The following is a 13,956-nucleotide window of genomic DNA, read 5'->3' on the forward strand; positions in this document are numbered from 1 at the left end:
TAATTGTGTCACATCGGCTTTTTGTGCAGTAAATGTTAACAAAAATCGTATGAATACGTATGCAAAACGGCGCATTCAAATATCTAAGGATGTGATTAAATTTTAATTAAAACATGCACTTATGAAATTTATGTTAACAGGCTGTAAAAAGTTACATTTTGAATACGTATGCATGTTATTGAGCTATTAACAACTTGTCCCTACCATCGACGCTGAATTAAAACAGGCCTAGTGTATCTGTACGCACATTTGCGAGGCACAACACATAAGGTCGATTCACACACAGGAACGGGACACCTATGAAGCAATTCAAACCAAATCTAATCAAAGCGGCTTTATTGTCGAGCGGCTTTGCTTTCACGTCAGGCCATGCGCTTGCGCAACAAGAAGCGCCAGCCGCTGACGAAGCCGATTACGAAGTTATTCAAGTATCGGGTATTCGCGGTAGTTTACAACGCGCTCAAGCGATTAAGATGGATAATACATCTATCGTTGAAGCACTTTCTGCTGAAGACATTGGTAAATTACCAGATACCAGTATCGCTGAATCACTTGCGCGTTTACCTGGTCTTGCTGGTGAGCGTCGTGACGGTCGTACGTCTGGTCTATCGATTCGTGGTTTTAACGAAAACTACATCGGTACGTCACTAAACGGTCGCGAATTGCTAGGTATGGGTGACAACCGTGGTGTTGAATTTGACTTATATCCTTCTGAAATCGTTGCTAACGTGCTGGTTTACAAAACGCCAGATGCGTCATTAATGGCACAAGGTATCGGTGGTACTGTTGATTTGCAGACTATCAATCCTCTTGGTAAAGAGCGCACGATTACGTTTAACGGTTTGATAGAGCAAAACGGTAAAGATTCAGCAAACCCTGACTTTGACGATCAAGGTCACCGCTTCGCACTTAACTTTGTCGATAGTTTTGCTGACGATACAATTGGTGTAGCACTTACTATCGCATCTATGGAATCGCCAAGCCAAGAGGAGCAATTCCGTGGTTGGGGTTACACTAATGCAAACCCGGATCGCGCAGCAGCCGGCGTGACAGTGCCAGAAGGCACACAAATTTTAGGCGGTCATGACTCTTTCGTTCGCTCTGCAATGATGGAGCGTGACTCGATAGCAGCCGTTGTAGAGTGGGCTCCAAGTGATGACCTAACAGTTAAGTTGGACGCTCTATACATCGACTTTAAAGAAGACAAAGTATTCCGTGGCCTTGAAGAAGGTGGTGCCGAGTGGGGAACACAAAACTACACTATCGAAGAAGTTCAAAATGGCTTGGTTACTCGTGGTACTTTTGCTGACTTCTTCTCGGTAATCCGCAACGATGCAGAAAGCAAAGAAGCAGAGCTTACAACACTGGGTCTTAATGTAGAGTACGCCATCGATGACAACTGGGTAGCGACTTTTGATTTCTCTACAGGTGATGTTGAAAAGACTATCACGAACATTGAGAGTTATTCTGGTGTAGGTCGTGCTGGTACTGACGGTCGTCCGTCTATTGCTCGCTCTTGGACTATGACTCCTCAAGGCGCCGTGTACAGTGACCATCCAACACTGCCAACGCTTGATTACACAGATCCAAGCCTTATTCGATTAGCCGGTCCTCAGGCATGGGGCAACCCTTTATTCGGTAGTGATTCACAGGACGGTTTCGTAAACCAACCAATTTTTGATGAGTCACTGGATACATTCCGTGCGGAAATTCAAGGCTATCTTGATTATGGTGTGATTTCTGGCGTTGAAGCTGGTGTAGTTTACTCAGACCGCAGCAAGTCAAAAATTAACAATGGTGCTTACCTGACCGCGCCTGAATACCCTGGAGATGGTCCTATTCCTTCTGTATTGGGTGTGGCAGATCTTGGCTTTATCGGTATCAATGGTGTACTAGCGTACGATTCACTCGGCTTATTCAACAGTGGTTACTACACGGCTAATGATGCGGCATTGGTACAGAATGATCGTTTTGGCGATACTTATAAAGTTGAAGAAGAACTGCTGACGTTCTACACCAAATTCGATTTGGAAGCGGACTTAGGCGATACGTATTTACGTGGTAATTTTGGCATCCAAGTTATCGACGTTGACCAAAGCAGTAGCGGTTTCAGCACTACCTCAAATGCGCAAGGTTTCACCGAAGCTGCACCAGTGGACGGTGGCGCTAGTTACACTAGCGTATTACCAAGCTTAAACTTAAGCTTAGAAGTAGCGGAAAATCAATATATTCGCACGGCGCTGGCACGTGTTGAAAGCCGCCCACGTATGGACGATATGCGTCCTAACGCACAGGTTTCTTTCGCATTTAATGATAACCAAATTACCAACCCGAACCCTGAAAACGGTCCTTGGAGTGGTAGCGCAGGTAACCCTAACTTACGTCCATTGGCGGCTAACCAGTTTGACTTAAGCTATGAAAATTACTTCGCCGATAGTGGTTTCTTTGCTGTTGCTTTCTTCTTGAAAGACTTGCGCAATTGGCACCGTGATTCAAGCTTGCTGGCTGACTTTGAAGCTGTGTATATTCCAGGCTTCCACCAAGGCTCAGAAGGTCAACTTCCTGCGACTTTCCAAGGTTTAGTTAGTGCCAAAGAAGATGGACTAACGGGTACGGTACAAGGTTGGGAAATTCAAGCTAGCGTGCCATTTGACGTATTCCACGATAGCTTAGAAGGCTTCGGTATGTTTGCTAGCGCAACATTTATGAATGGTCACTTGGACGATGGTACTCGCGTGCCAGGGCTATCTGATGAAGGTTATCAGCTAACCGCATTCTATGAAAAGGCTGGCTTCGAGTTCCGTGTATCAGGTCGTAAACGTTCAGATTTTACTACCGAAACACGTGGTTTGAGTTTGTCTTTGGTAGAAACTGTTGACCAAGGCGGTGAGCTTTGGGATGCGCAGATTGCTTATGACTTTAGCGAGTCGGGTATCGAGATGCTTGAAGGTTTACGTGTAACGCTTCAAGGTCAAAACTTGACCGATGAAGACACTACACAAACCAATGCTGATGCACGTGAAGTTACTCGTTATCAGTCATTTGGTCGTAACTTCCTGTTGGGCTTCAACTATACTTTCTAGTTAAGTCATTAAGTGCGACGCTAGGTTAAACTAGCGTTGCAGTTTTTCTGGGATTTTTATAAAACCACTGGGCTAGCTCTATGTGGTTTTTTTTTAAATTATGCAAAATACAATTAAAAAAGTAGTGGTTCTCGGCGGAGGTACAGCGGGTTGGTTATCTGCGGCGTTGTTGCAGAAGATTATTGGCCCAAGTATCAGTATTGAATTGGTTGAGTCAGAAGATATCGGTATTGTTGGCGTAGGTGAAGCAACGATACCGCCGATCCGCCACGTAAACCAAGTGCTGGGCATACCAGAGCATGAGTTTCTCAAACAAACGAAAGCAACTGCTAAATTAGCAATCCGGTTTGAAGGTTGGCTTCGAGAAGGTGAAAGTTACTATCATACCTTTGGTGCGCCGGGCAAAAGTATGGCATTTTGCCACTTCCACCACTTTTGGCAGCGAGCACGATCTCTGGGACATAACTCTGATCTATGGTCTTATGATCTCAACTATCTGGCCGCAGAGGCGGGTAAGTTTGCACCTATAAACAGTAAAGACTCTATCATTGAACTGCCTTTTGCCTATCATTTTGATGCGGCCTTGTACGCTCGCTATTTGCGTTCAATCAGTGAGCAGCTGGGAGTGACGCGAACAGAGGGTATTGTTGAGCAGGTACAGACGCATGAGGATGGCTCTATTCAATCTTTGCAGCTCAAAGACGGTAAAGTAATCGAGGGAGACTTCTTTATCGATTGTTCCGGCTTCCGCGCTTTGTTGATTCAGCAGAAGCTCGGTGTGGGTTACGACGACTGGAGCCATTTATTGCCTTGTGATAGTGCGATAGCCGTGCCATCAGAAAGACATGAAAAGACCGCGCCATTTACCCGTTCAATTGCGCGCCCAGCAGGTTGGCAATGGCGTATTCCGCTGCAGCATCGCAATGGCAATGGACATGTGTTCTGTAGTCGTTATATGTCTGAAGATGAAGCCACGCATACTTTGATGTCCAACCTCGACACTCAGCCGATAGGTGAACCTCGTACGGTTAAATTCACGACCGGCAGACGCCGTAAACAGTGGCACAAGAATGTAGTGGCTGTAGGATTATCGAGTGGCTTCTTAGAACCATTAGAATCAACTAGTATTCACCTTATTCAGTCGGCAATTACGCGCTTAGCACAGTACTTCCCGCACGATGGGGTAAAGTCCGCAGCTGTCGCTGAATACAATCAACAGTCGGAAACGGAGTATCTGCAAATTCGCGATTTTCTTATTTTGCACTACATTGCCAATGAACGAAAAGGTATGCGGTTTTGGGACGATATTCGCGAGTTACAAGTACCAAGCTCACTGACACACAAAATGGCATTGTTCGAACAAACGGGTAAGCTCGATCGCGAGGGAAATGATTTGTTCTTGGAAAGCTCTTGGTTACAAGTGTTATTGGGACAGGGTGTTGAACCTAAAGACTACCATCCAATCGCCAATGGCATGTCAAAAGAGCAGTTGATTCAGATGCTTGAGTCGATCCAAAAGGTCAAGCAAGAGCCCATTGCGAAATTGCCTACCCATGATGATTATATCAATGGCATGTGTGCTCGCTAGTTGAGGATTGACGTTGTGCGTAAAGTAGTAATTCTAGGTGGCGGCACAGCAGGTTGGATGGCTGCGAATTTGATGGCTACTCTGCTACCTAAAGAAGCCATTCAAGTTACCCTAATTGAGTCACCGGATATTGGTATTATTGGTGTGGGTGAGGGCTCAACCCCTACTTTAAAACGCTTCTTCACCTTGTGTGACATCGCTGAATCAGAGTGGATGCCTGCGTGCAACGCGACTTACAAAGTTAATATCCGTTTTGCCGGTTGGAGTCCTCAATCAGGCATAGAGAGTTATAGCCACCCCTTTATTTCACAGGTAGATACATTTACTGAGCGCGCGTTTGAAGTCAATTGTCATACGCGGCGCTTGGGGTTAAACACCCACACTAAACCCGAAGATTTTTTGCTTAATGGGGTACTTGCGCAGCAGCAAAAGGGGCCCATTACACCAGAGAGTTTTCCGTTTCGCATGGAGTATGGGTATCACTTCGACAGCTATTTACTGGGTGCTTTTCTGCGCGATAAAGCAAAGAGCAAGGGCATTGGGCACGTAGAAGGCGAAGTGGTTGATGTTCAGCGCCACAACAATGGTGATATCGCCACGCTTAAACTCAAAGGTGGCCAAACTATTAGCGCAGACTTTTTCATCGATTGTACTGGCTTTGCAGCAGTGTTAATTCAAAAAACGTTGAATGTGCCGTTTCAGTCTTTTGCTAATAATCTATTTAATAATGCCGCAGTGGTCATTCCAACGTCTGCCCAAGCAATACCGGCAGTAGAAACACGCGCAACCGCGCTAAGCCATGGATGGTACTGGCAGATCCCGCTGCAAAATCGCACCGGTAATGGTTATGTCTACAGTGATTTATTTGTCACTGCTGATGATGCTGAGAAGGAACTTCGGACTACCCTGGGCGTCGCTGATGATGTAGAGGCGCGTCACCTTAAAATGCGAGTGGGGCAGTTACAACAACATTGGGCCCACAACTGTTTAGGGTTAGGTTTGTCACAAGGGTTTATTGAGCCACTAGAGGCTACCGCATTGCACCTGGTTCAAGTGTGTATTGAGATGTTTATCGACAAGTGGCAAACCGGTAACTTTACTGCTCAGCATCGCGATGTCTTTAATCAACAAATGAGTAAACGTTTTGAACACGTTCGCGATTATATCGTTGCGCACTACAAATTAAATACACGCAACGACTCTGAATATTGGCGAGCTAACCGAGAGAACAACCAGTTTTCCGATTCTCTTGGACATATTCTCAATGCGTGGTTCACCAAGCAAGATCTGCGACAAGAAATTGAGCGTCAACAATTAGAAAGCCATTTTGGCTCGGTATCCTGGCATTGCTTATTATCAGGGTATGGTGCATACCCAAAACTGGCGGCTGAACAGCCGGGTAAGGGGGACTTGTACCATGAACAGGGGATTGAAACATTCCTCCAAGGTTGTGCACTCAATTTCCAACCTCACGCCCAGAATTTACAACAACTTGTTCACCGAATAATGTAAACAAAATGTAAATTAAAGTTTGGGTTTTGCATTGATATATGACAAACCGCTCATTTACCGTTCTGGTTCAATCTGAATCCCATAGTTGAAATTTATTGCAATATATCAATGAGTTAATTGGGATTTGTTGATTACCCCAGATGTAAAGTAAAAGTTAATAAATTTAATTGAATACGTATGCAGATCGTTGTAGGGCGCGGGCTGTGGGCGTACCATGAGGTGATTATTAAAATAAGGTGAAATTTTATCTGGCGCTGCTAAATAAACCATCACTTTTTTAACAACTTCAACGGGACAACACATGCAAAAATTCAAACCCAGTTTGATAACAGCTGCACTGGTAGCCAGTGGCTTGGCATTTGCCAGCTCGCCACTGTACGCGCAAGAAGCTGAGACCCCCGATACACCGGAGGACGAAATTGAACGCATTGAGGTACGAGGATTTAGTACAAGCTTAATCCAATCACTCAATCAAAAGCGTTTCGGCGATACCGTTTCTGAGCAATTGTCGGCGGATGACTTGGGCGGTCTGCCCGACGTGTCCATGGCTGATGCACTGACGCGACTTCCCGGTATTTCCGCAGTGAGAACCGGTGGTCAGGCTGCAGAAATCAACATTCGTGGTTTATCGGGTGGCTTTGTATTCTCAACTTTGAACGGTCGCGAGCAGGTTTCTACCAGTGGAACTCGTTCAATTGAGTTTGATCAATACCCTTCAGAATTGATTAACTCTGCAGCGGTCTACAAGTCGCCGAAAGCATCGCTCATCGAAGGTGGTGTGGCAGGTACCGTTGAGTTGCGCACAGCAAGTCCCTTATCAAACGACGAAGATCATACATTCAATGTGAATGTACGTGGTATGTTTAACGATCGCGCTGATGAGGTTCCTGACGGTGAAGAGTTCGGTCATCGCTTAAGCTTCTCTTACCAAGGTAAGTTTATGGATGACACCTTAGGTGTTGCGTTGGGTTACGCACGTTTGTATCAGCCGAGCACAGCAGTGCAGTTTATCGGTCTTGCCTACAACGACGTAACTGACGTTGATGGCGTATACACCAATGCCGAGTGTGCAGATGAAGCAATTGCACCGAACTGTGAATTGATCAGTGAAGGTTTTGAAATGCAACACAAAGGCGGGGAAGAAACCCGTGACGGCTATGTTGCTGCAATTGAGTGGGCGCCCGTTGATAACTTTACTTTAAAAGCGGACGCGTTTATCAGTAAATTCGATTCAGAAGCATTTGCGCGTGGTTTCCGGGTCAAGCTGGGCGGATTGGCAACATCAATCACCAATCCTGTTGTGGTTAATCGCAGTGTAATAGGCGGAACCTTCACTCGCACGGCTGATAGTTTTACCCGCGTTGAACTAGTGAACGATGATAACCAAGACTTTGACCAAGTAGAAAGCTACGGTATTAATGGTGATTGGGATATCAATGACGACTGGTCAATGCAATTTGATATTTCACTGTCTAAAGCTGAAAGTGATTTCCGCAATGGTCTGTTGTGGTCTTTGGTAGGCGAAGATGCCAATGTAGCTAGTCCGCGCTTTGATGAAAACATTTCGATTTCATATTTACTCAACGGCCTAGACTTGCCAGACGTCGCATTCAACCAAACCGGTTTGTTTACCGATATCGACCGCGTTATGGTGAGTAAGTACGGTATTTATCCTTTCCAAAATGAAGACGAGTTAGATGCGTATCGCTTGGATTTCCAATATGCGTTGGATTTAGGCATTTTCTCAAGCCTTGAGTTTGGTGCGCGTTATTCGGACCGCGAGTACAGCAATGACCGTTCGGTATTTGAGTATGGTAATGATGGCGCGTTCTCAGCTAGTCAGCCACCGTTGCGCTTAACGCAAGATATGGTTGAAGTTGTTAATTGGGCGGGGGACTTCAGTTACTTCCCGAGTTATCTATCTATTGACCTGAACTCGGCATTGAATGCATGGTTCCCATCAGGTGTACCACAACCCGTCCAAACCTGGGGCCCAGGCGCTGCTGGCGTAATTAACGGTCCGGGTACTGGACCTTCGACGGCATGGTCAGTACAAGAAAGCGGTGATGTTTTTGAAACTGTTAATTCAGCGTATTTCATGGCAAACATCGATACCGAAATCGGCGATTTACCGGTTACCGGTAATATCGGTGTGCGTTATGTAAGTACGAAACAATCTGCGACAACATTACAACGTGCTACGAGCTTTATCGACGATCCTGAAACAGGTGTTTCTATTGAAGTCAGTGATCCGACAAAAGGTGCACAAAACATTACCGATGATGCGGGTCTGATTAACAACTTCTATCGCCCAGACATCATTTCACATGAATACTCGGATTTATTGCCTAGTATCAACTTGAACTTCTCATTAACCGATAATTCGCAATTGCGTGTTGCTGCGGCGAAAGTAATGGCGCGTCCTGATATTGATCGTTTAGCAGCTAATGCATCGACCAATGTTGAGCAAATTTCAGCAATTCAGGATCGTGATAGCGGCGAGATTATCTTGTCAAAACAGTTTGCTGAAGTGACAGGTTCTGCGCGTAACAGCCCGTTCCTAGAACCTTTCTATGCGAATCAATTTGATATTTCTTACGAGTATTACTTTGAAGAGACAGACGGTGCATTTATAGCTGCTTTGTTCTACAAAGACATTGAATCGTTTATTCAAAATGTCGCCATTGATCCCTATGACTTCGAAGCCAATGGCATTATCGTGCCAGACGAGGTTCAAGTACCGGTCTTCCTAGAACCTGAATTTACAGGGCAAACTCCTGAGCTGGCGCGCGACGCCAACGGTGACCCAATATTCGTTACCGTTCCAACCGAAAATGGTGCCTACAATACGGCTATCAATAATGCGGAAGGCGGTTATATTCGCGGTCTAGAATTGGCTTATACGCAAATCTACAGCATGTTACCCGGCATGTGGTCTGGCTTAGGTTTAAGTGCTAGCTACTCATACACTGAGAGTGAAATTCAGCTTGCAACCGGTAACGGAGTATTTTCTAGTCGCTTACCGGGTCTATCAGAAAACGTTGCACAGTTAACAGTATTCTGGGAGTACGAAGGGTTTGAAACGCGTTTAAGCGGACGTTTCCGTGATGAGTTCGTTTCTGAACAGGTGGCAGTAAACGACCAAACTGTAAACTTCGACTCAGAGCTCGTTGTTGACTATCAAGCGTCTTATGAAATTAATGACAACATGAGCGTGCTATTCCAGATCAACAACTTAACAGATGAGCCAACCCGCAGTTATTTCAGCTCGCAAGAGCAAACCGGCACCATCCAGTTCTTCGGAACGCAGTACTTCTTGGGGCTTACGTATTCATTATGATGACTAAAAATAAATTATTACGTAGTAATACGATCCCAAAATTTAGAATAACATTGGAGCATTTACCTATGTTTAATCGTTCACGTGCATTAGGTCTAATGATCTTAATGCTCTCTGCACTTGTTTTGTCAGGTTGTGGTGGTTCCGACATAGAAAGTGGAACCAACAATCTACTGACCTGTGACGCACCCAATGTGCCAGATGAAACTGGCTCAACTTGTGTGCCACCTCCTCCGATTCAATGCACGCCTCCCACAGTACCTAATGAGGCTAACGATGCGTGTGTAGTTGGCGCAGACCCAACATTGCCAGATCCGGTATTCTTCCCAGCTGATGACCAAGCGGTTTTATATTATAACCGTGCGGCAGCAGGGGCTACGAATACCTCTGATGCTGATTACGATGGCTGGCGTTTGCATACTTGGAGTAACGACGCTTGTGATGCTTATGCCGACCCTGATACGGAATGGGCCAATGGTCGAATCCACGACGGTGTTGATCCTAATTACGGCGCCTACTGGATTCTGGATTTGAAACCAGGTTATGCAGGCACGGCGGGTTCTTGCCATAACTTTATCGTACACATTGGTACTGATGATGCGGGTAAAGACCCAGGTCCTGACCAAAAAGGCCCGCTTGACCAAGACGATGCTCGTTTTGCGCGGATGAACTTCGTGTTAACCGGTGAAACAACGGTATTTGAATTCCCAATTATCTCTTTGGGTGAGCAGCCAGTTGAAATCGACGGTATGGGGGCGCACTGGTTAGATGCGAACACTATTGTTTCAGCTATAGACATGGATGGCATCGAGTCAATGAAGCTGCATTACTCCGCCGCTGCAGACTTAGAAGCAACGCTGGAAGATGGTTTAAACGGTACTGTAATCGACCTTGAAATGGTAACGCTAACTGACGAGCAGGCTGCTATTGCACCCCATCTTGCCGGTTTCCCTGCATTCCAAGGTGACTGGACAGCAGATGACGCCAAAGCAGTGATGAAAACCCAAGTTGCGTTGGCAGGTTATGATGCCGAAGGCAAGCTAATTGCTGCGACGGGTGTGCAACTCGCCAATGGTCTCGATCAGGTTTATACTACAGGTGAAGACGACGCGAACGAAGCTGTGTTGGGTGGCGTTTACACCGAGGCAGGCGGTATCACTGCCGCCGTGTGGGCACCGACTGCACGTAACGTTCGTTTACTGTCTTACAATGACAATAAGACGCTTGCCGCCGCTTACAACATGACTGAAAACCCAGCGTCTGGTGTATGGAGTTACGAAGGTGACATGTCACTGGATCGCACGTTGTACCGCTATGAAGTCACGGTTTACCATCCAGTAACCGGTCAAATTGAAATACTTGAAGTTACAGACCCGTATTCAGTATCACTGTCTACCAACGGCCGTTTCTCACGCTTTGTTAACTTAAATGACGAAGATTTGAAGCCAGAGGGCTGGGATAGCCACGAAATTCCTGTTGTTGCGAATCCTGAAGATATCGTTATATACGAAGGTCATATCCGTGACTTTAGTGTTCGTGATGAGAGCGTTTCAGAAGCAAACCGTGGTAAGTACTTAGCATTTACCGAAGACGGTAGTGTGCCGGTAGAATATTTACGTGGTATGGCAGAAGCCGGCGTTACTCACTTCCATATGTTGCCTGCTAATGATATTGCGACTATTGAAGAAGATGTTAGTCGTACGGTTGATTTCAGCAGCACAGTGGGTGAGCTTTGTATCCTAAATCGCGACGCTAGCGTATGTGAAGAAGCGGATTCTTCAATGACGCTGGGCGACTTATACGCGAGTTACGATCCAATCCAAGAGCCCACTAAGGCACAGCAATTACTAAGTGATATGCGCGGTTTTGACCAGTTTAACTGGGGCTACGATCCGCATCATTTCAATGCGCCTGAGGGTAGCTATGCTTCAAGCCCAGAAGGTGTAGAGCGTATTATCGAAATGCGTGCGATGAACCAAGCACTACACGGTTTGGGTCTGCGCGTTGCACTGGACGTGGTATATAACCACACCAATGCATCTGGCGTGTTCTCAAAATCAGTACTTGATAAAGTGGTTCCTGGCTACTATCACCGTTACGAAGTGGACTCAGGTTCAATTGTTCGTGAAACATGCTGTGACGACACTGAGCCTCGCAATGTGATGTTCGAAAAGTTCATGGAAGATTCTTTGGTGCTATGGACAGAACAGTATAAGTTTGACTCATTCCGTTTCGACATCATGAGCCAAGCGAGTAAAGACACTATGGTTCGTTTACGTGATGCGGTTCAAGCGATTGACCCAGATAATTATTTCTATGGTGAAGGTTGGACGCGTATTGATCGTGGCTACGAGCAAGCGAATCAGTTGAATATGGCAGGTACAGAAATCGGTACCTTTAACGACCGTATTCGCGAAGCGATTCGCCAAGGTCAATTCTTCAATGAAGAAGACGAAGGTGCAGCGCTTGATGCCCAAGATCGCATTAAGTCAGCGCTTGCCGGTACATTGTCTGACTACGTACTTGAAACCTCAGGTGGTGTGGCCACAACGACTAGCTCGCTTGGTGGTTATGCGCAAGATCCGGCTGACATTATCAACTATGTATCGAAGCACGATAACGAAACACTATGGGATCAATTCAACTACACCTTGCCACAAGATTTAACCCTTGAAGAGCGAGTAAGAGCCCAGAACATCGGTATTGGCTTGCCATTGATGGCACAAGGTATCCCATTCTTACAAATGGGTGGCGATATGTTGCGTTCGAAGTCGATGGATCGCAACACATTCGACGCAGGTGATTGGTTCAACTATGTTGATTTCACCATGACTACCAATAACTGGAATGTTGGTTTGCCGTTAGCGCAAGACAACCAAGGTCGTTGGGATGAAATGGCAACATTTATCTATTCGCCAGAGCGTGCGGCAACAATGACTGAAATAGAGTTCGCTTCAGAAGTCTTTAAAGAGTTGTTGCAGATCCGCAGTAATAGTCCACTGTTCCGTTTAACTGATGCACAAGACATTATCAATCGCTTAGGCTTCCACAATATCGGCAGCCGTCAGCAAGCTGGTCTTATCTTGATGAGTCTTGATGATGGTATTACACCAGATAGCGATGTAGTGCTTGAAGATATTGATGCGAACTACGACGCGATTGTTGTAGCGGTTAACTCTGGTACTGAAGACAAGTCGATTCGTGTCAATACTGCGACTGGATTCGAATTGCATATGATGCAAATGAGTTCAATCGACCCAATTGTGCGCAATGCGTCTTTTGAAGAAGGTGTTGGTGACGACGAGGGTAATGGCTTGTTCAATGTACCTGCGATGACCATCGCGGTATTTGTTAAACCTCAAATGGGTGATCAAGGCTATGGCCTATCAGCCTATGCGACTTCTGGTGCACCAGATATCGTACCATTCGGCGATACAGTAGTTTACCTGCGCGGTGGCATGAATGGTTGGGGAACTGATGACCCAATGGCATACAAAGGCGATGGTATCTACAGTGTGGAAGTTAACTTAACAGCCGGTGAAGAAGTGCAATTTAAAGTGGCTTCTGATGATTGGTCAGCAGTTAACCTTGGCGCTCCAGATGGGGAGCCTACTGGCGTAACTGAAGATGAAGCTAAAGTTGTTGCAACCAGTAACAACAACCTAGTATTCACCGCTGATACAACGACTAGCTACAAGTTCAGTTTAGATGCGTCTGACACTGACGAGATCCTACTGACGGTCAGTAAAGCCGACCCATTCTTCGACAACCCAGTGTACTTGCGTGGTGGTATGAATGGTTGGGGTACCGACAACCCATTCACTTTCCAAGGTGATGGCTTGTATACCGTAGCCATTGACATGGATGCGGGTACCTATGACTTCAAAGTCGCTACTGATGATTGGTCGACGGTTAACTTAGGTGCGGTAAGCGCCGATGAAGCGGACCGCCGTGTCGAACTAGAGCAAGCCGCTCAGTTGGCACCAACAAATGACAATTTGTTTATCGAGATTGTGGATGCTGAATCTTATGTGTTCGCTTGGGATAACGCAGCAGCTGACAATCCACTACTACGCGTATTCAAGGAAGAGTTCCTAGGAAGTGTTCCAGTGTATGTACGTGGTGGTATGAACGGCTGGGGTACTGACGATGAGTTAGTCTACCAAGGTGACGGCATATACTCTGTAGATATCACATTGAGCGCGGGTACAGTCGAATTTAAAGTCGCTTCAGATGACTGGTCAACGGTGAACTTAGGTGCACCTGATGGTCAACCCTCAGATGTTAGTATTGGTACCGCATTCTTAATGGCGACCAGTAATAACAACATGCGCATCGAAACGGAAGCTGCAACGTTCCGCTTCGAGGTCACCGGGCCTGTCAGAGGAGCACCAGCGGTTACTGTCACACAACAGTAGTGGTGCATCTCTAAG

At 46.1% G+C, this 13,956-nt stretch carries 5 protein-coding genes; all 5 read left to right on the top strand.

The window, feature by feature from the left end:
* Positions 1 to 299: 299 nt before the first annotated feature.
* The 5 genes from QTP81_RS08780 to QTP81_RS08800 all read left to right on the top strand — a co-directional run bounded on the left by QTP81_RS08780 (position 300) and on the right by QTP81_RS08800 (position 13,941).
* A complete protein-coding gene (locus QTP81_RS08780; protein ID WP_289364979.1) occupies positions 300 to 3,083 on the top strand; it encodes a TonB-dependent receptor in 2,784 nt (927 codons plus the stop codon).
* Positions 3,084 to 3,183: 100 nt separating this feature from the next.
* A complete protein-coding gene (locus QTP81_RS08785; RefSeq protein WP_289364980.1) occupies positions 3,184 to 4,671 on the top strand; it encodes a tryptophan halogenase family protein in 1,488 nt (495 codons plus the stop codon).
* 15 nt (positions 4,672 to 4,686) lie between these two features.
* The gene (locus tag QTP81_RS08790) at positions 4,687 to 6,183 is read left to right on the top strand and encodes a tryptophan halogenase family protein (protein ID WP_289364981.1); all 1,497 of its coding nucleotides are present in this window, start codon (positions 4,687 to 4,689) and stop codon (positions 6,181 to 6,183) included.
* Positions 6,184 to 6,484: 301 nt separating this feature from the next.
* Positions 6,485 to 9,523 (top strand): TonB-dependent receptor, encoded by a 3,039-nt coding sequence (locus QTP81_RS08795; RefSeq protein ID WP_289364982.1) that lies wholly within the window; start codon positions 6,485 to 6,487, stop codon positions 9,521 to 9,523.
* Positions 9,524 to 9,591: 68 nt separating this feature from the next.
* Positions 9,592 to 13,941: an alpha-1,6-glucosidase domain-containing protein gene (locus QTP81_RS08800; RefSeq protein ID WP_289364983.1), complete on the top strand. Its 4,350-nt coding sequence runs from the start codon at positions 9,592 to 9,594 to the stop codon at positions 13,939 to 13,941.
* Positions 13,942 to 13,956 lie beyond the last annotated feature (15 nt).

Source organism: Neoalteromonas arenosi (assembly GCF_030362855.1).
GTDB classification, from domain to species: domain Bacteria; phylum Pseudomonadota; class Gammaproteobacteria; order Enterobacterales; family Alteromonadaceae; genus Alteromonas_E; species Alteromonas_E arenosi.

Coding starts and splice junctions, on each gene's coding strand:
- QTP81_RS08780 (WP_289364979.1), top strand. CDS start 300: ATGAAGCAATTCAAACCAAATCTAATCAAAGCGGCTTTATTGTCGAGC.
- QTP81_RS08785 (WP_289364980.1), top strand. CDS start 3,184: ATGCAAAATACAATTAAAAAAGTAGTGGTTCTCGGCGGAGGTACAGCG.
- QTP81_RS08795 (WP_289364982.1), top strand. CDS start 6,485: ATGCAAAAATTCAAACCCAGTTTGATAACAGCTGCACTGGTAGCCAGT.
- QTP81_RS08800 (WP_289364983.1), top strand. CDS start 9,592: ATGTTTAATCGTTCACGTGCATTAGGTCTAATGATCTTAATGCTCTCT.